17 protein-coding genes and 5 tRNA genes are annotated in these 21,248 nt (G+C 55.5%); 8 read left to right on the top strand and 14 right to left on the bottom strand.

The features are described from left to right. Positions 1–173 precede the first annotated feature (173 nt). The 3 genes from ACFE7X_RS20180 to ACFE7X_RS20190 all read left to right on the top strand — a co-directional run bounded on the left by ACFE7X_RS20180 (position 174) and on the right by ACFE7X_RS20190 (position 3,662). The gene (locus ACFE7X_RS20180; RefSeq protein WP_375437499.1) at positions 174–1,058 is read left to right on the top strand and encodes a hypothetical protein; all 885 of its coding nucleotides are present in this window, start codon (positions 174–176) and stop codon (positions 1,056–1,058) included. 72 nt (positions 1,059–1,130) lie between these two features. Further along, on the top strand, positions 1,131–1,772 hold the full coding sequence (locus ACFE7X_RS20185; protein ID WP_375437500.1) for a T9SS type A sorting domain-containing protein: 642 nt from the start codon (positions 1,131–1,133) through the stop codon (positions 1,770–1,772). Between the two features lie 162 nt (positions 1,773–1,934). Then, complete coding sequence (locus ACFE7X_RS20190; RefSeq protein WP_375437501.1) at positions 1,935–3,662, top strand: hypothetical protein; 1,728 nt, start codon at positions 1,935–1,937, stop codon at positions 3,660–3,662. A 100-nt stretch (positions 3,663–3,762) separates the two neighbouring features. Here the strand turns inward: ACFE7X_RS20190 and ACFE7X_RS20195 are convergent, their stop codons facing one another. From ACFE7X_RS20195 to ACFE7X_RS20230, 8 genes are all read right to left on the bottom strand, one after another. After that, complete coding sequence (locus tag ACFE7X_RS20195; protein WP_375437502.1) at positions 3,763–4,215, bottom strand: hypothetical protein; 453 nt, start codon at positions 4,213–4,215, stop codon at positions 3,763–3,765. A 59-nt stretch (positions 4,216–4,274) separates the two neighbouring features. Further along, positions 4,275–4,345 (bottom strand) — tRNA-OTHER (locus tag ACFE7X_RS20200). Positions 4,346–4,351: 6 nt separating this feature from the next. Continuing rightward, positions 4,352–4,423: transfer RNA gene (locus ACFE7X_RS20205), tRNA-Asn, on the bottom strand. 10 nt (positions 4,424–4,433) lie between these two features. Continuing rightward, positions 4,434–4,507 (bottom strand) — tRNA-Lys (locus ACFE7X_RS20210). 77 nt (positions 4,508–4,584) lie between these two features. Next, positions 4,585–4,657: transfer RNA gene (locus ACFE7X_RS20215), tRNA-Pro, on the bottom strand. Positions 4,658–5,022: 365 nt separating this feature from the next. Further along, entirely contained in the window at positions 5,023–5,670 is a 648-nt protein-coding gene (locus ACFE7X_RS20220; RefSeq protein WP_375437503.1) for a hypothetical protein, read from the bottom strand. A gap of 390 nt (positions 5,671–6,060) precedes the next feature. After that, positions 6,061–6,148, bottom strand: a tRNA-Ser gene (locus ACFE7X_RS20225). A 69-nt stretch (positions 6,149–6,217) separates the two neighbouring features. Next, positions 6,218–7,267: an asparaginase gene (locus tag ACFE7X_RS20230; RefSeq protein ID WP_375437504.1), complete on the bottom strand. Its 1,050-nt coding sequence runs from the start codon at positions 7,265–7,267 to the stop codon at positions 6,218–6,220. Between the two features lie 248 nt (positions 7,268–7,515). On the opposite strand from ACFE7X_RS20230, the gene ACFE7X_RS20235 reads away from it, so the two are divergent. Both ACFE7X_RS20235 and ACFE7X_RS20240 read left to right on the top strand, forming a co-directional pair. Next, on the top strand, positions 7,516–8,796 hold the full coding sequence (locus tag ACFE7X_RS20235; RefSeq protein ID WP_375437505.1) for a glycoside hydrolase family 28 protein: 1,281 nt from the start codon (positions 7,516–7,518) through the stop codon (positions 8,794–8,796). A gap of 146 nt (positions 8,797–8,942) precedes the next feature. Continuing rightward, positions 8,943–10,481, top strand: a complete 1,539-nt coding sequence (locus ACFE7X_RS20240) for a glycoside hydrolase family 28 protein (protein ID WP_375437506.1) — start codon at positions 8,943–8,945, stop codon at positions 10,479–10,481. 29 nt (positions 10,482–10,510) lie between these two features. Here ACFE7X_RS20240 and ACFE7X_RS20245 read toward each other — a convergent pair whose 3' ends face one another. The 5 genes from ACFE7X_RS20245 to ACFE7X_RS20265 form a co-directional block, all read right to left on the bottom strand. Next, complete coding sequence (locus ACFE7X_RS20245; RefSeq protein ID WP_375437507.1) at positions 10,511–11,284, bottom strand: TatD family hydrolase; 774 nt, start codon at positions 11,282–11,284, stop codon at positions 10,511–10,513. Between the two features lie 74 nt (positions 11,285–11,358). Beyond that, on the bottom strand, positions 11,359–12,459 hold the full coding sequence (locus ACFE7X_RS20250) for a glycosyltransferase (protein ID WP_375437508.1): 1,101 nt from the start codon (positions 12,457–12,459) through the stop codon (positions 11,359–11,361). 62 nt (positions 12,460–12,521) lie between these two features. Further along, positions 12,522–13,154, bottom strand: coding sequence for a polysaccharide deacetylase family protein (locus ACFE7X_RS20255; RefSeq protein ID WP_375437509.1), 633 nt, complete (start codon positions 13,152–13,154; stop codon positions 12,522–12,524). A 166-nt stretch (positions 13,155–13,320) separates the two neighbouring features. Continuing rightward, positions 13,321–14,457 (bottom strand): glycosyltransferase family 4 protein, encoded by a 1,137-nt coding sequence (locus ACFE7X_RS20260; RefSeq protein ID WP_375437510.1) that lies wholly within the window; start codon positions 14,455–14,457, stop codon positions 13,321–13,323. Between the two features lie 123 nt (positions 14,458–14,580). Beyond that, positions 14,581–16,023: a polysaccharide biosynthesis C-terminal domain-containing protein gene (locus tag ACFE7X_RS20265; RefSeq protein WP_375437511.1), complete on the bottom strand. Its 1,443-nt coding sequence runs from the start codon at positions 16,021–16,023 to the stop codon at positions 14,581–14,583. A gap of 205 nt (positions 16,024–16,228) precedes the next feature. On the opposite strand from ACFE7X_RS20265, the gene ACFE7X_RS20270 reads away from it, so the two are divergent. The 3 genes from ACFE7X_RS20270 (at position 16,229) to ACFE7X_RS20280 (ending at position 19,898) form a co-directional block, all read left to right on the top strand. Further along, entirely contained in the window at positions 16,229–17,302 is a 1,074-nt protein-coding gene (locus tag ACFE7X_RS20270; RefSeq protein ID WP_375437512.1) for a hypothetical protein, read from the top strand. A 131-nt stretch (positions 17,303–17,433) separates the two neighbouring features. Further along, positions 17,434–18,903: an O-antigen ligase family protein gene (locus tag ACFE7X_RS20275; RefSeq protein WP_375437513.1), complete on the top strand. Its 1,470-nt coding sequence runs from the start codon at positions 17,434–17,436 to the stop codon at positions 18,901–18,903. Positions 18,904–19,061: 158 nt separating this feature from the next. Beyond that, positions 19,062–19,898: a class I SAM-dependent methyltransferase gene (locus ACFE7X_RS20280; RefSeq protein WP_375437514.1), complete on the top strand. Its 837-nt coding sequence runs from the start codon at positions 19,062–19,064 to the stop codon at positions 19,896–19,898. A 94-nt stretch (positions 19,899–19,992) separates the two neighbouring features. Here ACFE7X_RS20280 and ACFE7X_RS20285 read toward each other — a convergent pair whose 3' ends face one another. Further along, positions 19,993–21,231: a PP2C family protein-serine/threonine phosphatase gene (locus tag ACFE7X_RS20285; protein ID WP_375437515.1), complete on the bottom strand. Its 1,239-nt coding sequence runs from the start codon at positions 21,229–21,231 to the stop codon at positions 19,993–19,995. Between the last annotated feature and the right edge of the window lie 17 nt (positions 21,232–21,248).

Genomic DNA, 21,248 nt, shown 5'->3' on the forward strand with positions numbered 1-21,248 from the left:
GTGCTATCTAGGACGCTATCTTATTTATTGAGCTACTATTTGCCTGTCTGCTCTTACAAAGGTGCCCCATTGGATTATTCATTTTCCTTCTTTATTTGATGCACATTTTTACGCTTTTAACGCTGCGCCAAGCCAGCTGTATGCTGGTCATGCTTCTTCTGAGTTTGCCTACCTTGGCTCAATCTGTTCCTACCTGGCAGAACGCCCGCCTGACCGGCTCCGCGTCCCAAAACAACCGGTATAGCTTCGACGCGGTAGTGGATGCCGTCGGCAATACCTATGAAGTGGGCGATTTCCGCGGGACGGCGGTGGTGGGCGGCACGACGCTCATAACCCCTAGTGGCACCGATAGCGACGGCTACCTAGTAAAATATACCCCCACGGGCACTGTCGCTTGGATTAAGCAGCTAAGTTCGACCGGTTCTGAATCGGTCAAGAGCATCGCCCTTGATGCCGCAGGGGACGTCTATATTGCTGGCGACTTTGGGCCGTCCTTCTCCCTTGGCAACGGCGTCGGTCTTAGTGGTGGCTCCGGATTCATATCCAAAGCATTTGTGGCTCGTTACTCCGCGCAAGGAGCAGCTTTATGGGCGCACCAAACCAGCGCGACGGGCTATGGCGCCGTTGGGGGCGGTGACCTGGGGGTGGATGCCGTGGGCAACGTGTACTGCACTTACTTTGCCAATATTATCACTGTAGGCTCCACCACGCTAACGACACTCAACAACAGCAAGGCAATCTTTCTAGGCCGGCTTTCCGGCAGCACAGGTGCCTTGCAGTCCCTTGTTCAGGCCTTTTCGTATGCCTCGCCAACTCCTACTGCTGTTTACTACCATCCCACATTAGCAGTAGCCCCCACGGGCGAAGTTTACATTTCCACCTCTTTTAGCCACCCCGCTATCCTTGGCGCCACCACCCTTACCTGTCCGAATGCCAACACCGACGTACTCGTGGCCAAGTATGGGACCCAGGGCAATTTTGAATGGGTCGAGCACCTAAGTAGTGCGGGCATTGAGTCGGTCGGCAACACCGTAGTAGATGGCAGTGGCAGCCTGTAGATCCTTAATTTCACGGATCCCTTTGCTGTCGGTGGGACTATCCTACCCAGCGCTGGGCTCTTTGATGGCTCTTTGATAAAATACTCGCCTCAAGGTACGGTGCAGTGGGTACAGCCTAGCGGGGGCCCGGGGGCCGATCGATTAAGCAGTGTGGCGCTTGATGCTGCCGGTAACCCCTATGTAACGGGGCTCTTTAGCAACGTAGCCCGCTTTGGGGCAACGACGCTCACCAGCGCCGGCAGTCAAGATATCTCTGTAGCAGCGTATACTCCCCAAGGCCAAACTCGCTGGACCCAGCAGGCTGGAGGGCCGGGCTCGGATGCTGGTAGCCATATCGGCCTGGATGCCAGCGGGGAGGTACGGGTGCTGGGCTATTTTGCCGGTACGTGCGCTTTCGGATCGTATTCACTCAACACGAGCGCGATTAGTGAAAGCTTCTTAGCCCGCCTAGGTAGTGGCCCCCTGGCTACCCGCCCAAGTCAGCCTATACCGGTAAGCCTGTACCCCAACCCGGCTACAACTGCAGTGCGCATTCCATCAGTGCCTGTCGGCAACCAAGTACAGTTACTGGATGCGGTAGGGCGGATAACCCGCACGCTTCTAGTCGGAACAGACGCGACTGTTTCCCTACAGGGGGTAACACCCGGCTTGTATATGGTACGTGCCACGGATGCCCAGGGGCAACAGTATACAGGCCGCCTAGTAGTGCAGTAAGGCGCGCCGGTGTTGCGCCACTAGGCGGTACAGTTCCCAACTTACTGCTCCTTTACCACATGGCCTATTGCGTGGGGCCTTTTGCATGCCACTATAGCTTGACTTTGACACGTGCGTTTCAAATTCTTTACGCATCCCGTCGCTACTCTCTTTCCCACTTCTATGTTCCTGCATCGCTCTATCTTGTCATTTTTAGCTTGTTGGTTGCTCTGCTTGCTTTTCGTGCTACCCGTTCATGCTCAAGCACCCACTTGGCAAAGTGTAGTAGCCATTAGTGGAGAACTAACGTCGGTATCCGCCTCGGTTGCGGATGGCAACGGACATGTGTACCTCGCGGGTTCTTTCACGCGTACTGCCCACTTCGGCACTACAAGTCTAACAAGTACCCAGGCCGGTTCAGGCGACGTGTTTGTGGCCAAGTGGCATATTGCGAGCCGTAGCTTTGTATGGGTTCAGCAGGGAGTGGGCATGGGAGACGAAGAAGTTATATCCTTAGCCCTAAGCGGTACCAGTCTCTACATCACCGGAAATTTTAGTGGGGCTACCGTGCGCTTTGGGAACACCCTCCTTACCAATAGAAATGCGACCACGCCCGGCAGCTACGACGTGTATGTGGCAAAACTCACGGATGCTGGCAGTACAGCTAGCTTCACTTGGGCTCAGCAAGCCGGTGGCACCAGTAATGACCTAGTAAAGGGCATGACGGTGAGCGGAACGAGCATCTACTTAATTGGTGACTTTCGAAGCGCCACGGCCGATTTTGGACCTTCTGCGTTGACCAATGCCGATCCAAACTTCGACGATCAGTTCGTGGCTAAACTAACGGACGCGGGCAACTCAGCTAGCTTTCTTTGGGCGTACCGAGCGGGTAGCAGCGGAGTTGATCATGCGCTTGGTCTAGCGGTGAGCGGCCCCACAGTCTACCTGGTCGGACTCATCACCCGTACGGCTAGCTTTGGCAGCATCACGCTGCCAAACCCCAGCAACAACGTCAGTTTCGATATGTATGTAGCAAAACTCACGGATGCTGGCAACACGGCGTCCTTTACGTGGGCACAACGGGTGGGTGGCACGAGTGACGAAATTGCGTACGGGGTGGCCGTAAACGGAACCAGCGTGTACGTCGTGGGACTTTTTTATGGCAGCACGGTCAACTTCGGCAACGCGACGCTTGCAAATGCAAACGGTGGCCTGGGCTTTAACCCGGATCTGTTCATCACCAAGCTGACCGACAACGGCACCTCAGCAAGCTTTGTGTGGGCACAACGGGCGGGTGGAACCAGTTATGACGTTGCCTCTAAAATAATAGTTAAGGGCACGAGCCTCTACGTGGCTGGAACCTTTCAAAGTGCTAGTGCCGATTTCGGCAGCTCCCTCTTAATCAATTCAGATAACAGCGGCAACACGTACGATGTGTTCGTGACCAAGCTCACTGACAGGGGCCCTAGCGCCACCTTCGTCTGGGCGCAGCAGGGGGCTGGGCTCGGAAGTGAGTACGTTGGTAACCTGAGCGAAAGCGACGGCAATCTTTACCTCTCGGGAGAGGCTCAACCACCAGCGAGCTTTGGTAGTTTTCCCATCACGAGTCCTGGCAGTACCTATGTCGGCTTTGTAGCTTCGTTACCTACCGCTATTCCACTGGCCACGCAAATAGCCCATCCGATGGCCGTAGAACTCTCCCCCAACCCGGCTTCTACTACATTGCATCTCCGTGGAGTAGCCATTGGCAGCCACGTGCAGCTAGTAGATGTAGTGGGACGGCTAGCGCGCATCACCGTAGTAGCTCCCGGAGGTAGCGTATCGCTACAGGGGGTAATCCCCGGGCTGTATGTGGTACGTGCCACCGATACGCAAGGCCATCAGGTTAGTAGCCGGCTAGTCGTGGAGTAGACCTTAGTCGTGCATTCCGGTTTCCCGCTTCTTTATGTTCGCTACCCTTCTACTATTCATGGATGATATCGGCGCTGCCGAGTTGTTCATCATCATGGGATTAGGGCTTGAGCAAGTACTCCAGCTTGGCCTCAGGATAGTAGGCTTTGCCAATAGTTTCCAGTTCGCGAAAGGAAAGCTTGTTAGCGCCTCCTTCCATTCCACTGAACTCGGCGACTCCGGGCACGCTCATGTTCAGGGCCGGCACTTGGTACTGCCCCCGTAGCAGTAAACCTGCTGGCTGATAAAGGGCCGTCACTGACAGTACCAGGCCGGATTTGCCAACCGTCTTGGGCTTGGTGCTCAGGCTGTGCAGATCGTAGTTGAGTTGATCCACGCTGTACCCTCGCTCTTGTAACAGTGATGCCAGGCGACGTAGAGCCACGCGGCCCGTATCGGGGGTTTGGATCAGAATAGCGTTCGCCTTTTTAAAAGGCACCGAACCATCAGTCGTTGTCTGCGCTGAGGCGGTAGTAGAGAGCAAGAGGAATAGCGCGAGTAGGATATGTTTCATGAGTTGAAAATAGCAAATCAAACTCAACAAAAAGCCCCGCACATGGCGGGGCTATGCTGTACAACCTCCGGGGCTCGAACCCTAGATCCCCTCAGTAAAGAGGTGCTTTAACCAATTAAGCTAAGATTGCATGTAGCTACCCCACCTGGGATTGAACCAGGGACCATCACCTTAACAGGGTGCTGCTCTACCGCTGAGCTATGGGATAAAATAAAAAGTGACCCCGCCGAGACTCGAACTCGGGACTCCCTCATTAAAAGTGAGGTGCTCTAACCAACTGAGCTACGAAGTCATATGGGGTCTGTGCCTCCTGTCAAGCGCGCGCCGCTTTGCCCCTGTATTTGTCTTCATATTGGATGGTTGCCTACGTCGAAGTGGCTGGACTCGAACCAGCGGCCTGAGCATCCCAAATGCCCTAATCTACCAACTGATATACACCTCGATGGAAAACAAAAAACCCGGCTGGTGGGCCGGGTCATCACTACGAAAGCAGGTCTACTACTTAAGCAATACAGATCCGGCCCACCTTCGTGGGTTTCGGATTATTGCTCTTGAAGAAAGTCGTTACCGTCATAATGTTGCAAATATATGACAGAATATTATATATACAAGGTATAGTATAAGCTTCTTCACTTGTTTAAAGACTCGACGCGGCCATAAATACATTGATATTTTTCTGTATTTCTTACTTCCTTTCTTATTAGCTGTCCTTGCGTGAATTATGGACCATCGCTTAGAAAATAATGTAAACTGCCAAAAGGCGGGGCCACAAAACTCCTAACCTTATGGGAAGCGTCATGTCAGTAGTCAGTTAATTTGCTTTTCTACTTCAACCTTCACCTTAACACTAGCAAGTAAAATTCTAGCTCTGTGAAAGAACAAGATTGTTAAGACCCAGAATACTAGTAAGAACTTCCAGCTGTCCACCGAACTATGTTTTACGACAGCAACTAGTGCTGCATATAGGTGATAGAGCAATAGGCAGCATGACACTCTGTAGAAACCTTCATTAGTCTGATACGCTACTGCCCAATAACTACTGTCCCCACTTGCATGAATTTTACCAGCGCTATCGGAGAGATCCTTCTTTGGATAGTCATTATAAAATATTTCTCTCGTTCCCATCAGGGAGGCTAGCAATACTATTTTTGGTTTCTCCCAGATTTTAGAATCTCTGATAAGCTTATAAACTGGAAGTATGACTACATAGATTACATTATCTACACCGTGTACTAGAATTCCCAAAATGTAAACAGTTGCTAGTGTGAATAAGAATAATACGGCTCCTATCGACTGCTCTTTGATGAATGCCTTATCTATACCGACGTCACGAAATTTATTATTTAAATCTCCGGCAAAGGTGCTCAAATCAACACTCAGCAGACAAATAAGCAGGAAAAGTCCCACAAGAAAATAGGAGAATATGTCTCTTGCTGAAAGCTTTAGTTCTTCCATAGAATATCTCACTGTTGATTCCAACCTTAGCCTAAACGCTCTTTCCAATATACCGACTTTCTAATACAAGTCAGTTTAACTTAAACGGTAATGACTCAATACACCAGTTTAAAAAATGTAACCACTATCATTCTACCAGCGCCTACCGGCCCTCTTTCGGCATCTGCGGCATCTCGTAGACCTTGGCAAACTCCCGCTCAATCGCTGTCTCGGTTATGTTAACGTAGCACTTAAAGGGTTTCCAGTCGCGGTGCTTGGTATGCCTTTCGACAATCTACTGTGCTACATGGCTTGCAGAGCAAGTTATAAGTAGCTAGTCAACAGCTGTACCCCTACACGTACCCCTAGAAAGCAAAAACCCCGTTTCTAATTCAGAAATGGGGTTTATTGTAGAGAGGATGGGATTCGAACCCACGATGAGCTTTAGACCCATACACACTTTCCAGGCGTGCTCCTTCAACCACTCGGACACCTCTCTAGGTGCGGGATGCGGGCACAAAATAGCACCCGATTTTCCGGATACGCAAGCCGCCGCCGCAACAACCTCTCAGCCCAGCGTGATTTCGCCCCGCAAATCGTAGGTAAGCAGGCGACTGGTTTCGGCGGCCGAGCGCTTCAACCCGAGCACAAACATGAGCTTAGTGATGGCGGCTTCCCGCGTAATATCGTCGCCGCCGATGATGCCGATTTCGGGGAGGTGGGCGCTGGTTTCGTAGCGGCCCTGAATTACGCGGCCTTCTTCGCACTGGCTCACGTTGAGGAACTGCACGCCCCGCTCGTGTGCTTCGCGCAGGCAGTTTAGAAACCAAGCGGCGGTGGGCGCGTTGCCCGAACCGTAGGTTTCGAGTACGCAGCCGCGCAGGCCTTCCACTTCCAGCTGGGCGCGCATCATGCGCTCGGTGAGGCCGGGGAACAGGGGCAGTAGCGTCACCTGCTCGTCGAGGTAGGTGTGGGCGCGCAGGTGGGCCGCGGGTAGCAGGCGAATCTGCTTGTCGTTGAACTCCAGCTCGATACCGGCGCGGGCCAGGGGCGGGTAGTTTTCCGAGCGGAAGGCGTTGTACTGCTGGCTTTCCACTTTTTTGGCGCGGTTGCCCCGAATCAGCAAGTCGTTGAAGAAGATGCAGACCTCCGGCACGCGCACCGTGCCGGCCACCGGATAGCGCGCCACGGCTATTTCCAGGGCGGTAATCAAGTTGCGGCGGGCATCGGTACGGATACGACCCACGGGCACCTGGGCCCCCGTGAAGACCACCGTTTTGCCCAAGTTTTCGAGCAGAAAGCTAAGCGCCGCCGCTGAATACGCCATGGTATCGGTGCCGTGCAACACCACGAAGCCGTCGTAGAGAGTATAGTTTGCCTCGATAAGCGCCACCATCTTGTACCAATCGGTTACCGTGACGTTGCTGGAATCTATGGGTTCGCCGAGGCTGACCACTTTCACGCGCATGTTGAGTTGGCGCAGCTCGGGCATTTTCTTGCGAATCTGCTCGAAATTCATGGGCACCAGTTCCCCCTGGCTGTTGTAGGCCATGCCAGCGGTGCCGCCGGTATAAATGACGAGGACGGCAGTTTCGGGGCGGTTATTGGGGGAAGGCAAAGCAGATGAGGTTGGGATGGAAGCGCCAAGTTAGCGACGTCTGCCAACCCATGCGCCGGGCGGCACTACGGAATTACTAGTTGTAGCAGGAAAGTGCAGAACGGCTCCGCCAAAGCGAATGGCCACCTTGGAATCGTACACAAGAAATTCACAGCGCAACGAAATACCGAAGTCAGCGCATGGCGCCAAGCCGGAGCCTGGCGCCACATACCACGAAATTTCCAATTAGCCAGCTAACCACCCAACGGATGAAACAACGAAAATGGCCGATTTTTGCCGCGCAGTGCCTCATGCTGATAGTGCTGGCGTCGTTTACAGCATGGCAGCCAGCCAAGCGATACGACATTGCGGCCAACGGAGCCGTTGGCGACGGGCAGACGCTGAACACGCAGGCTATTCAGGCGACTATTGATAAGTGTTCGGCGGCGGGCGGCGGCACGGTAGTGGTGCCCAAAGGCACGTTCCGGACCGGCGCTATTTTCCTGAAAAAGGGCGTGAATCTGCTAATCGAGAAAGAGGGTGTGCTGAAAGGCTCGACCCGGCAAGAAGATTACCCGCAGGTAGCCACTCGGTGGGAAGGCATGGAGCAGCCGTTCACGGCGGCGCTGGTAAATGCCACCAACTTAACGGGCGTTACCGTGGAGGGCGAGGGCACCATTGATGGCTCGGGCGAGGAATGGGTGGAACTAGCGCGCCAAGCTCGCCTCCAGCAACCTCCCGACCCTACGGCGCCGCGCCTAGGCCGCCCCCGGCTACTGTGCTTCCAGAACTGCCGCAAGGCGCGCATCGCCAACTTACAGCTACGCAATCAAGCTGTGTGGTGCCTGCACATCTTGTATTGCACGGGCGTGGTGGCCGAAAACCTGACCATCCGGGCCGCCCACCTCATTCCCAGCTCCGACGGCATCGACATCGATTCCAGCCGCGACATCCGCATCAGCAACTGCGACATTGATGTGAATGACGACTGCATTTCCATTAAGTCGGGCAAGGATGCTGACGGGCTGCGGGTGAACCGGCCGAGCGAAGATGTTCTCATCGAGAAAACCCGCTTCGGCTACGGGCACGGCGGCGTGGCCATGGGCAGCGAAACGTCGGGGGGCATACGGCGGGTGGAAGTGCGCAACTGCGTGGCCGAAGCCGACAATTGGGCGCCCATCCGGTTCAAGTCGCAGCCGAGCCGCGGGGGCGTGGTTGAGGATATTACCTACCGGGATATGGTGCTGCGCAATACGCGTCAGGCCTTCGAGTTCAACATGGAGTGGCGCATGGTGCCGCCCATTGCCCCGCCCGCGCAAGTGCTGCCCCTCGTGCGCAACGTGAAGCTGATCAACATCACCGGCACGGTCAAGTCGGGCGGGCGCATGCACGGTCTTGAAAACAGCCCCATCGAAAACGTGAGCTTCAAAAATTGCGTGCTGACGGCCCAGAAAGGCTTGATACTGGAAAACGTGCGCGGCCTCGATACCAGCGGCCTGAAACTGACCGTAACGGAAGGCGAAGCCATTGTGCGGCGCGATGCGCAGTGAAGGTGCACGGCCATGCTACTACCGTCATGCAGAGCGAAGCATTTCGCGTGCTGATACTCAAGTAGTAACCTAACCTCAGCACGCGAGATGCTTCGCTCTGCTCTGCACGACATAACGGACTTTTAATTTTTCTCTTCCTCTCCCCTATGCGGTATTTTCTGCTTGTTGTTGCGCAGTTACTTTTCAGTTTCCCTTTGCTGGCTCAACAGCAATCGGGCTACTTCAACGTACGAACGTACGGAGCCACTGGCAACGGTAAAACGTTGGATACGCCGGCCATCAACAAGGCCATTGACGCGGCAGCCGCGGCCGGGGGCGGCACGGTGTATTTCCCAGCGGGCACGTATGCCAGCTTCTCCATTCACTTGAAAAGCAACATTGCCCTTTTCATCGACCAAGGCGCTACCGTGTTAGCTGCCGAACCGCCGGCCAATGGCACGGGGGGCTATGATGTGGCCGAGCCGAATGAATCGACCAAGTTTCAGGACTTCGGGCACAGCCACTGGCACAACAGCCTGATTTGGGGCGAGAACCTCGTGAATGTCTCCATCATCGGTACAGGCATTATTGATGGCAAAAAGGGGCTGACGCGGGAAGGGACGCGCACGCCGGGAGTTGCCAACAAGGCTATTGCCCTGAAGCTGTGCCGCAACGTGCTGATCCGCGACATTACGGTGCTCTACGGCGGGCACTTCGGCATCCTGGCCACGGGCATCGATAACTTCACCGTTGATAACGTAAAGATGGACACCAACCGCGACGGCATCGACGTGGATTGCTGCCGCCACGTGCGCATCTCGAACTGCACTATCAACTCGCCTTTTGATGATGCTATTTGCTTGAAAAGTTCGTACGCTCTCGGTTTTGCCCGCGCCACCGAAAACGTAACCATCACCAACTGCGAGGTGTCCGGCTTCGACCGGGGCACCTTCTTCGACGGGACGTATCAGCGCAAGGAGGCGGCCTTGGTACCCGATAAGATGGACGTGACGGGGCGCATCAAGTTTGGCACCGAATCGAATGGCGGCTTCAAGAACATCACTATTTCCAACTGCGTGTTCGAGTTTTGCCGCGGGCTGGCGCTGGAAACCGTGGACGGCGGCATTCTGGAAGATGTTACCATCACCAACATTACCATGCGGGACATCGTGAATTCGCCGTTCTACCTGCGCCTCGGGGCCCGGATGCGCGGGCCGGAAGGTACGCCAGTGGGCGTGTTGCGCCGCGTGAAAATCAGCAATGTGGTGGTCTACAATGCCGACGTGAAATACGGCTCCATTATCAGCGGCATACCCGGCCACGACATTGAAGACGTGACCCTAGACAACATCCGCATCGAGTTCCAGGGCGGCGGCACCAAAGAGCAAGCCGCTATTGTGCCAGCGGAAGGCGAAAAGGACTACCCCGACCCCGGCCACATGGGCGACATGCCCTCCTACGGGTTTTTCATTCGGCACGTAAAGGGCCTCGAAATGCGCAACATCGACATCCGCTACCAGAAAGACGACCAGCGCCCACCCTTCGTGCTGGTTGATGCAAAGGACATCAACCTCCGCAACATCAAAGCGCAACACCTGCCATCCGTACCCGCCTTCAGCCTGCAATCGGTATCCAATTTCAGCATCAAAGACAGCGAAGTTGTAGCCGATAAAAAGGTCAAGCAAACGGCGAAGGGAAAGCTGTAGTGGCGCCACACCCCCTAGCCCCGTTTGTGCTACACGCCAGCCACGAACAATTCCTTGGTATTGCGGGTGGTGGCTTCCACAATTTCTTCTTCGTCTTTGCCCAAGATGTCGGCCAGGCGGCGAGCTACTAGGGTCAGATAGGCGGGCTCGTTGCGCTTGCCGCGGTGCGGCATGGGGGCTAGGTAGGGGCAGTCAGTTTCAAGGAGCAGGTGTTCTAGGGCTATGCCGGGTAGGGTCTTGTCGAGGCCGCCGTTCTTGAAGGTTGCCACGCCGCCGATGCCGAGCTTGAAGCCCAGGCGAACAACCTCTTCGGCTTCTTCCTTGGAGCCGGAAAAGCAGTGGAACACGCCGCGCAACGTGCCATCCTGCGCGGCTTCAATAAGGTCGGCGGTTTCGCGGAAGGCGTCGCGGGTGTGGAGCACGAGGGGGAGTTTGTGCTGCTTGGCCAGGGCTATCTGAATCCGCAGGGCTTCTTGCTGCTCGGCCAGGTGCGTTTTGTCCCAGTACAAGTCGATGCCACACTCCCCTACGGCCGCAAACGGCCGCTTCCCGAGCCACTCTTCCACTTCGTAGAGCTGTTTTTCGAAGTGCTTGTCCACCGAACAAGGGTGCAGGCCCATCATGGGGTAACACTGCTGCGGAAACCGCGCCTCTGTCTCCAACATCACCTCGATGCTGGTGTGGTCGATGTTGGGCATGTAGATGGTTTGAACGCCGGTCTCGTAGGCGCGGTTCAGCATGGCGTCGCGGTCGGGTTTGAACTGCTCGGAGTAGACGTGGGCGTGAGAATCGGCTAGGATCATTTTTCAGTTATTGATTGCTGGTTGCTGATTGTTTACTACCAGGTTAAACAATTAACAATCAGCAGTTCACCCTATTATTTATACCGCCGGCCTTTCCAATCAAAAGAGAGTGGCAGGAGGCGGAAGATGGTGAGAGCAAAGGTGAGCGTGACGGAATAAAGTTCAAACAGAGGCATCAGCCACAACGGGGCGCGGCGGCCGGCGCGGCGGAAGCTAAAGTAAGCCAACGTGCCTTGCAACAGCACTTTAGCTAGCAGCACCAACCCGGCCACAGCTGGCCCGGCCACCCAGGCCGTTAGCAGCAGTGCTGGGTAGAAGCCGGCATAGTAAAGCAGCCCGGCCCGCAACCACCACGGCAAGTTTTCGGCCCCGCGCATCCAGCGGCGGCGCTGGTGCAACAAGTTGCCAACGGTACGCATGGGCAAGGAAGTAGCCAACACTTCCGGCCGAAACAAGATGCGGTAGCCGAACCCCAACCGAATGGTGGCCCGAAACAGTTCGTAGTCTTCGGTGACGGAAAACGGCAGATTCTCGTAGCCGCCGGTGGCTTCATAAGCGGCCCGCGTGACGAGCATGTTGTTGCCCATGGCCGTTACGGGCCGCCCCTGATCCGACACCACCTGCACCAGCCCCAACGACATCAGCCAGTCGAGGCCCTGCAACTTGTCGAAGAGGCGCGGACCGTCCACCAGCGTCAGGCCCGTAACGGTGCCCACGCCGGGGGCCGTATGAGCCAGCAGACCTTGCACCCAGGTGCGGGGCACGGCAATATCGGCATCGGTAATAAAGAAGAAGCCGGTGGTAGCGGCGCGGGTGAGGTGGGCCAGCACATTGGCTTTGCCGCGCGCCAACCCCACGGTTTCTTGGATGGGCAAAAGGTGGAAGCTGCCGGCAAAGCCGCGCATGGCCTGCGTAGCTACAGCGCTGGTGGCATCGGTGGAAGCGTCGTCGCCGAGCAGCACTTCGAGCAGATGCGCGGGGTAGTCGAGTTGGCGGATGGCGGTCAGGCAGCGGGCAATGGCGGCTGCCTCGTTGCGGGCGGCAATCAGGATACTGACGCGCGGCAGCGGCACCGGCAACGCCCCCGGTTGGCTGCCGGGCCGCGTGGCGAAAAGCAGCGTGGAAGTTGCCAGAATCAGAAACCAGCCAACCAGAAAGAGAGTGAGGAAAAGCAACAGGTCCAAGAATGATGATCCGTAAAGCTACGTCAGGCTATAACACCAACTTTCAGCTGGTGTTATAATGCCTCGAACGAATAGCCTTGCGCGGCGCAAGCTTCGAGGTAGCGGGGAAGCACCGCGCGCAGGTTGCGGTGGGCTTTTTCACTGTCGTGGAAAACGACGATGGAGCCGGGCCGGGTATGGGCTAGAGCCGTCCGCAGGCAAGTTTCAGCTGGATAGGTAGCGTCGTAGTCATACGTTAGCACGTCCCACATGATCAGGCGGTAGTTGGGATGCAGCGCCGCCGCTTGCGCCCGCGTGATGCGCCCGTAGGGCGGGCGCATCAGTGGGCGGGCCGTTTCGCCAACTGCTTCTAGCACCTGCTGGCACTGCTGCACTTCGGCCAGGTAGGCGGGCACTGGCAGTTGCCAACCGCTAACGTGGTGGTACGTATGGTTGGCAAGGCGGTGCCCAGCGGCCAGCGCTTGCCGGGCCACTTCGGGGTTACGCTCGAGATTTTGTCCCACGCAAAAAAACGTAGCGCGCGCCTCGTAGCGCGCCAGTTGTTCGAGCACAAAAGGAGTTTCCTCGGGAATCGGACCGTCGTCGAAGGTAAGGTAGAGTGGTTTCGCACCTTCCGACACTGGGCCACGCCACTCGGTATGCGGCAGTAAGCGTTGCAGGAGTTGAGGCAAACGGTGCAAACGCATAGAGTTGAAAGAGGGGTAAGGATTGGATAGAGAAACTGCACTGGAGATTCAGAAAAACACCCACAATGCCCTGCTGCGCTTGCCGAAACATCTCGCTAGCGTGGTAAACTCAACGAAGCGAACGAAATGCTTTGGCAAGCTGAGCAAGACGGTCTATTCCAGCAGTTCACATTTTCTGGTTACTAATAGAGAGAATAGTTCCCCACAACGCCTCGGCGCTTTTGTCCCAGGAAAATCGTTGCGTGTTCTGTAACCCCTTCTCCACTAGCTCCTGACGCAGTTCCGGCTCCTGCCAGAGGCGCACGAGCGCCGCGGCAATGGCGGTGGGGTTGAACGGATCAACGAGTATGGCCGCGCCGCCGGCTACTTCGGGCATAGAGCTACGGTCGGCGGTAACCACGGGCGAAGCGCAGGACTGAGCCTCGATGATGGGAATGCCAAAACCCTCGAAGTAAGGGACGTACGCCGTGGCCAAAGCTGCCGCGTAAAGCTGCACTAGTTCCTCCTCGGAAACGCGGCCAGCAAGGTGCACATCGTGGCGGTGTTGCATCTGTTGGTAAGCATCGAACATGGGGCCGGCTTTCCAGGCCGTTCGGCCCACAACCAAGAGCTTGACATCGGCCCCGGTTAGTTGCTTGAACTCGTTGAAAGCCTTTAGTAGGTTCACCAGGTTTTTGCGCGGATGCAAGGCCCCCACAAACAGAAAATAGGGTTTGCCGCCGGCAAAACGCTCCCGCGTAGCCTGCTGAACAGCGGCGGGCAGAGGGCGAAAATGACTTCCGGCCGCGTTGAAAACAACTTGAATGTTAGCGGCGGGCACGCCGTACGACTGCACCACATCCTGCTTGGTCGCCTCCGACACGGCTATCAATTGCTCGGAGGCACGGGCAAAGCGCGGCGCGAAATACTGATAATACTTGTGTTCGAGCACACTCATATGCTCGGGGAAGTGCTCGAAAGCCAGGTCGTGTAGCACCGTAATGCGCGGCACACGAGTAGCCAGCGTCGTGTAGCCGTCGGGGCTGAAGAACACGGCCGGCCGGTGCCGCCGCAGCCACCACGCCACTGCCCCTTCAAACCAGGCCACCCACAAAAACGGGTGGCGCGCCGGCGGAAACAACACGTGCGGCACCACGTTCGGCGCGAACAAGTAGCGCGGGTCAAACGGCCTATCAAACAGAAAGTGAAACGTATGCTCTGGGTGCGCGGCCACCATTCGCTTCAGTGTCTCGAACGTGAAGCGTCCAATACCCTCCAGATGGTCGCCAGGCAGCAGAAAGCGGGTATTGACGGCTATATCCAAAAGAAGAGACGGTGAGACGGTGAGACGGTGAAACTACGAACTGGTGAGGGAATGAAGTTGATCGGTAGCAGACGCGAAACCCGTAGTTACAAGAGCAAATCTACTGCTTCCTGTTGCAGGAGCTCATCTTGGCAGCAGCTTGCGAAGTTCCGAAATGTGCACCACACCGACCAGAAACAGGATACCAATAAAGGCCCCACTAGCCACCACCGACTCCAGCAGCCAGTGCAAATCGAGCTTGGTTTGCAGCCCGTACCATACGGCACACAGCAACCCGAATGCCAGTCCTAGCCGGGTTAGCCAGTTCCACGGCACCGGCACACCCGTTCGGCTGTGCACCAGCCACAAGTAGCCCACCGAGACAAACACGGCGCATACCAGCGTGTTGATGGCCCCGGCTACGGCGCCGAGTTTTGGCAGCAGCACTAAGTTCAGCGCTACGTTCAGCACGGTGCTGGCTACTACCAGCCAGCTCACGGCTCGCTCGTGGTTGGTGCTGGTAAGCAAGGTGCTATAGATAGCAAAGAAGGCGTGAACCAGAACGCTAACGAATAATATTTTCAGGCACAGCACCATCTGCGCAATTTCCGAAGCCGTGCTGTGCTTGAACTGCCAGAACAGCAGCTCGCCCCGAAACAAAACAAAAGCGCAGACCAGCAGCATGGGTACCGTCACGACGCGCTGTCCGAACCATAGTACGTCGCGCTGCTCGTCGGGCCGGTCGGTGGCATACGCGAATTTGGCGAAGAACAGCGGCAAAACGGTCCAGAGGTACATCATCACGGTGTCGCCCCAGCGGTAGGCGGCGGCGTAGTAGCTGGCCTCCTGCGCCGACACTATCTGCTTGAGCATCAGCATGTCAATTCGTTCGTTGAGACCGTAAACCAGCGTGATGAGTGCCAGCGGCAGGCTAGCCCGAAGCACAGTGCGGGCCTGGTCCCAGCGCAGTTGCAGCTTCACTTGGCCGTAGAGTTGCTTTATTATCCCATAAAGCACCACAAACGTGAACCCAATAGCAACGGAGCGGGCGGCCACGTACTTGTTGAGCGTGATACCAATCGGAATAAGCCCCAGCACGAGGCCAAGCAACAGAAACTTCTCTAGCACCGACAACAGGGCATCGGTATTGAAGCGTTGGTGGGCCTGCAATACTCCGCGCAGAAACAGCGTGTATTGGGCGAGCAGCATTCCTATGGTAGTTAGGGCGAGCAGCATAAGCGGATAGCCTAGCACCCACCCTATTGCCACCACAATACCAAGAAAGAGCACCGACAAGCCCCCTTTCAAAGGAACCAGCGTGGGGAAGTATTCCGTCAGGAACTCCGGGGCGGCGGCAATACGCTTGGTGGTGAACTGCGTGGTGCCCAAGTCCGACACGGCGGCCACGACGCTAGCCAGCGTGAACAACGCCGTAAACGTTCCGAAGGCCTCGTGCCCCAACCGATCTTGCACCAGATTCTCGACTACCACCCAGCCGGGCTTCACCAGCAGGTTAAGCAGCACAACCAGACTAATATTTCCGAAAAAGCGTTTGATAGGCGCGAACGTGAAGGAAAGGGAGCGCAAAAGTAGGGGTTGAAGCGCTTGCACAAACAACGACTCAGGTATTAATATCGGCCAGAGCCTGGGGCATCATCCATTCTGTTACTCGCTCTAAGTCACCTAATCGGTTTTTTACGCTACTCATTTAACACATTTTCCAGCTAGCTTTGCCGCGTTGTGGTAGTGCCGGAAACCTGGTGCTGCTTTGTGGTTGTCTTTTTTCGCTTATATGTCATCCCCCACCTATTCACTTTTGGGCCTATGGCCTGTTATCAATCGTTGGAAATCACTGGTATTGGGGGCTTTGCTACTAGCCCTGCTGGTAAGTACAGCGGTGGCCTTGTTATTACCCAACATTTATAAGTCGACAACTGTCTTCTACCCAACCAACCCCCAAACCACTGACCCCGACCGTATTGTATCAGAAGGAGGCAAGCTGGAACTAGGAGGCCGCAGCGAAGACTTGGACCGGGTAATCACCATTGGCGAGTCGCAGCCGGTGGCCGAACGGCTCATCAAGCGCTTCAAGTTGCACGAACACTACAAAGCCGGCGCGGCCGGCGATGATGCCGCCGATCAGGCGGCGCTCGACGAATTTTCAAGCAACCTGAAAATCGTGCACAACGACCGGGATGCTATCGAACTAACCTTTGAAGACAAAGACAAGGTGCTGGCGGCCCGCATCGCTAATGCCCTTGTGCAGAGCATCGACTCGGTGAACCAGCAGCTAACCCTGGCCAACCGGGTTAAGGTACTGGAGCTGTATGCTCAACGGCGCAATTTTTTGGAACGTGAGTACCAATCCACCTACGATAGCCTGAGAGTAGGCCGGCGCCGCTATGGCATCTATGGCTTAGCCCTGGAGTCGCGTTATCTGGCCAAGGAAATAATTGAAACCGAGGAAGAACTGCGCCGCGCCGAAGGCGAAGGCAACAGCAGCAAGGCCGCAGGTTTACGGCGCGCCTTGCGTGGCCTCACCAAAACTGATGGTGGCAACATTTTCAATCTGGAAAGCTACTCTGCTGGCATCGACCAAATGAACACCCTTTTTGCTCGCTTCAACGACTTACAGGCCCGCCTGCTTGGGGCCCGTAGTGCCTACGAAACGGCACGCGTAGGTATCAGCGGTAGAATTTCCAGCATCTATGTAGTGCAGGAAGCTTATCCCGCTACCAAGAAATCCAAGCCAGTGCGGTGGCTTATTGTGGCGTCGTCGCTAGTCATCACATTTGCCCTTTCAGTGGCTTTTATCACTCTGATTGAACTGTATCGGGGCAACCTGAGCATGGGAAGAACCAAGTAGCACCTACTACCAAAAGGAAACCGATAGCGTGAACCCACGCTTTACGTAGCGGCTCTCATTGTGCCCTACTCTGCTCCTGCTGTGGGTAGCCTTACTAGTACATCCTGCTTGTTTTCAGGTTTTTCAATTTTATGAATTTTCTCGCTCACCTACGTCCTCAAAACTCCGACCAACGCTTGTTTATGGCGTTTGTGGCGGTGGTGCTCGTGGCCGGGGTGGCCACTCTCACCCTCGACTCGTTTGGGTGGCTGGCCCTGCCGCTGGTGGTGCTGGGGGTTACAGTGATGCTCATCGACTGGCGCTGGATATATTATATGCTGCTCGGTACGCTGGCCTTTTCGCGCGAGGTGCACTTGCCGGCTGGCTTGAGCATGGATGTACCCTCGGAGCCATTAATGCTGGTCCTGCTGGTTTGCTTTGTTGTAAATGTGCTGCTGGGGCGCAGTGAAGTACCGGGGCGGCTCTGGCGCCACCCCTTGGTGCTGCTGATGGGCGTCGCGCTGCTGTGGTCTGTGGCCTCCACGATTTCTTCGGTGGACACCCTGAAGTCTGTTAAATACCTGCTGGCCAAAACCTGGTACATCGTGCCTTTTGTGTTTGTGACGATGGCCCTGGTGCGCACACCACGCGACGTATGGCGCATGGTAGCCTTTTATGCGGTGGGGGTGAGCATTACGGTGGCCTACACCATGGTGCGCCATGCAGGATTGGGCTTTGGCTTCGATACGATCAATGTGGCCATTCAGCCCTTCTACAGCAACCACGTGATATACGCAGCGGCAGCGGCGCTGCTGACCCCTTATGCCTATTTCGCCGCCCGTGAGGCCGCTACCAAACAAAGCCGTCGGCTGTGGTATGTGGTGCTTGTTTTGGCGGTGGGAGGCGTGTCGCTTTCCTATACCCGTGCCTCGGTACTGGCGCTTGTTGTGGCCGTGCTCTACTACTGGATTATTCGCCTGCGCCTGACGCGGTTGGCCTTGATCGGTGCTACGGTGGCTACCATTTTGGGCGTCAACTACTTCATTAGAGGAGACAACTACATGGCGTACGCGCCTGATTACGAGAAAACTATCTTCTATGGCAACAATTTCCAGAAGCACCTGGAAGCTACGTACAACCTAGAGGACGTTTCGGGCATGGAGCGGGTGTACCGTTGGGTGGCAGCGGGCCACATGATAACAGAGAAGCCTATAATAGGAAGCGGACCCTCCACTTTCTATCCCGAATACAAACGCTACACGGTTAAGAGCTTTCGGACTTACGTGAGCGACAACCCCGAGAAATCTACCACGCACAACTATTTTCTGTTGCAACTGGCGGAGCAAGGCATTCCGGGGTTTGTGCTGTTTACAGCGCTAATATTCGCCACCCTCCTGCTCATCGAGCGACTTTACCACCGCGCCCGTAACACGCAGCAGCAGAACCTGGTTATGGCGGCTGGCCTTTCTTTCGTGGTTATCGTCTTCCACCTGCTCCTCAATGAGTTACTGGAGGTCGACAAGATTGGCTCTTTCTACTATGTTTCTTTAGCGGTTCTTATGCGGATACAGTTTTGGCAGGAAGATGAGGCCGTTGAACTACCTGCTGCCGAGCAGGTCTGACCGCTAAAATTCACAGTTTGAAAGTAGTAGCCAGTGGTTGTCTGGCCTCGCAAAGCCGCTTGCAACCTAGCGCATCGCCTTCTTAGGTTTCCGTTTAGGCTGTACCTTCGCTGAAAGGAGTGCCCTTTACCTTCCATATCATCCCTTTTACGCCTACTATGACGGTTAATGAGTTCTTTGATTTGTTGCTAGAAGAGTTACGAAGCAACCAGCAACTAACTAGCTACTATAAGTTTTTAGAAAATCCGGCGAGCTTCGAGTTTCGCAAATCTTACGTCATACAGCGCTTACACTACATTCTGGATCATCTGCCCAACCGCGACGCGGCCATCCTGGACTGTGGCTGCGGTTACGGCACCACGGCCATTTTCCTGGCGCTCAACGGCTACAAGGTGCACGGCACCACGCTGGAGTTCTACTTCAAGCACATTCCGGAGCGCCTCCGCTACTGGTCGCAGTTCGGCGATGTTTCGGGCTTCACCTACAGCTACGAGAACCTGTTTGATTCGCCCCCGGCCCCGGCTTCCTACGACCACATCATCATCCAGGACACGCTGCACCACTTGGAGCCGCTGCAAGACGCCCTCCGCATTTTCCATCAGGCACTGCGGCCTAATGGCAACTTGATTATAGTGGAAGAAAACGGCGGCAACGTGGTACAGAACCTCAAGCTCTACCTACGCCGCGGCAACAAGCGCATTATTGAAATCTACGACGACCAGCTTGAAAAGAATATTCTGCTCGGCAACGAAAACATTCGAAATCTAGCCACTTGGCGCAGCGAGCTAGCCAAGCAGGGGCTGTATATCTACCCCGCCGATGTGCAATACATCCGCTTGTTTCCGCCGTTTATGTTTAAAAACGGCAACTCAACTGAGTTGATGGCCCGGGAAGGTAAGCTATGGCGCACCAATTCGCTGCTGAAGGAAAACCTGTTTTTCGGGCTCAACTTTGTGGTCGGAAAAACGCCGACGCCAGCAGCTAACCAGGCTTAGCTTTCTACAAACGCACAAAGCAGAAGGTCCGGACAAGAGTAGCTAGCGCCCCATGATGGGTTGCTACTCTTGTTCGGACCTTCTGCTTTAGTATTTACTTGAAGCGGCAGCTTAGAATCGTGATGTCGTCAGCAAAATGGCTGTCGTTCACGTTGAACAACTGGATTTCCTTTAGTAGTTCTTCGTGCAAACGGGGCAGGGGCAAAAAGCGGTTTTGCCGGAGCACACGCAGTACACCTTCCTCGCCGAATTCGTCGTTCTCGGCATTAAACACCTCTGTCAGACCATCAGTGTAGGAAAGCAGCAGTGTGCGCGGGGGCACTTCTACCTCCCCTACCTTCAGCATGGGCAATTCGTCCATTACGCCGAGCATAATGGTGCCTTCTTTGAGTTGCAGCACCGTATCTTGGTCGGATAGCAGCAAGGGGTCGTTGTGGCCGGCATTCACGTATTGCAGGCGGCGCGTGGCGCGGTCGTAGAGGCCAAAGAAGACGGTGATAAACTTGTCGCCGCCGGCATTGCGGAAAATCAGGTTATTAAGTTCATTGGCTACCGTGGCCAAGTCGGCCTGCTGGCGGAGCAACGTGCGCAACCCCGCCTGAAAGTTCGACATCAGCAACGAAGCCGCCACACCCTTGCCTGATACGTCGGCAATACAGAACAAAAACCGGTTTTCGTCCAACGTCACCACGTCGTAGTAGTCGCCCCCGACGGCGGTGTGAGGCACGTAGGAAGCCGCCACGGCTACGTGGGCGTCGTTGGGCAGCGTGCGCGGAAACAACATGGTTTGCACTTCCTGCGCGATTTCAATCTCCTTGCGCATGGCCGCGGCCGCTATCCGTTGCCGGCCGAGCCGCCGGTTTTCAATGGCCCCGAGCAGAATGTTGCTTAGCGTTTCCAGAAACTTGGTGGCCTCGCCGCTGGCGTAGTCTTCGTGCATATTGCCGATGAACACGTAGGCCACTACCTCCTCGTTGCGCACCACCGGAATAACTGTTTCGAGCAGCCACCAATTAGCATCAAGTTGCAGGTTGGCGACGGGCGCGGGCGCGCTGGTGCAGCTCTCGATAATCATTTCAGGCAACGGAATCCGACAGTAGTCGGGTAGTTGCGAGCCAAACGACACCACGCAGTGCCACACGCCTTCGTCTTTCACGTAGAGTACTAGCCGCCGGATGTTGAGTTGGCCTAGTAGCGTGAACTGAAATATCTTGTAAAGGGCCGCTTCCCCAAGATCTTGGTTGATGGCCTGCGTGATTTCCAGCAGTGCCCCCAACTCCCGGTCTTTTAAAAAGAGCCGTTTTTCAGCCGTTATGGGAGTAGTGTTGGGCATTAGATTGAAAGGTTGAT

Origin of the sequence: uncultured Hymenobacter sp. (genome assembly GCF_964242765.1) — a bacterium.
Classification (GTDB): domain Bacteria; phylum Bacteroidota; class Bacteroidia; order Cytophagales; family Hymenobacteraceae; genus Hymenobacter.

Bases quoted from the DNA above. Each gene is read 5' to 3' on its own strand.
- ACFE7X_RS20190 (WP_375437501.1), top strand. From the start codon at position 1,935: ATGTTCCTGCATCGCTCTATCTTGTCATTTTTAGCTTGTTGGTTGCTC.
- ACFE7X_RS20195 (WP_375437502.1), bottom strand. From the start codon at position 4,215: ATGAAACATATCCTACTCGCGCTATTCCTCTTGCTCTCTACTACCGCC.
- ACFE7X_RS20220 (WP_375437503.1), bottom strand. From the start codon at position 5,670: ATGGAAGAACTAAAGCTTTCAGCAAGAGACATATTCTCCTATTTTCTT.
- ACFE7X_RS20235 (WP_375437505.1), top strand. From the start codon at position 7,516: ATGAAACAACGAAAATGGCCGATTTTTGCCGCGCAGTGCCTCATGCTG.
- ACFE7X_RS20240 (WP_375437506.1), top strand. From the start codon at position 8,943: ATGCGGTATTTTCTGCTTGTTGTTGCGCAGTTACTTTTCAGTTTCCCT.
- ACFE7X_RS20245 (WP_375437507.1), bottom strand. From the start codon at position 11,284: ATGATCCTAGCCGATTCTCACGCCCACGTCTACTCCGAGCAGTTCAAA.
- ACFE7X_RS20255 (WP_375437509.1), bottom strand. From the start codon at position 13,154: ATGCGTTTGCACCGTTTGCCTCAACTCCTGCAACGCTTACTGCCGCAT.
- ACFE7X_RS20270 (WP_375437512.1), top strand. From the start codon at position 16,229: ATGTCATCCCCCACCTATTCACTTTTGGGCCTATGGCCTGTTATCAAT.
- ACFE7X_RS20275 (WP_375437513.1), top strand. From the start codon at position 17,434: ATGAATTTTCTCGCTCACCTACGTCCTCAAAACTCCGACCAACGCTTG.
- ACFE7X_RS20280 (WP_375437514.1), top strand. From the start codon at position 19,062: ATGACGGTTAATGAGTTCTTTGATTTGTTGCTAGAAGAGTTACGAAGC.
- ACFE7X_RS20285 (WP_375437515.1), bottom strand. From the start codon at position 21,231: ATGCCCAACACTACTCCCATAACGGCTGAAAAACGGCTCTTTTTAAAA.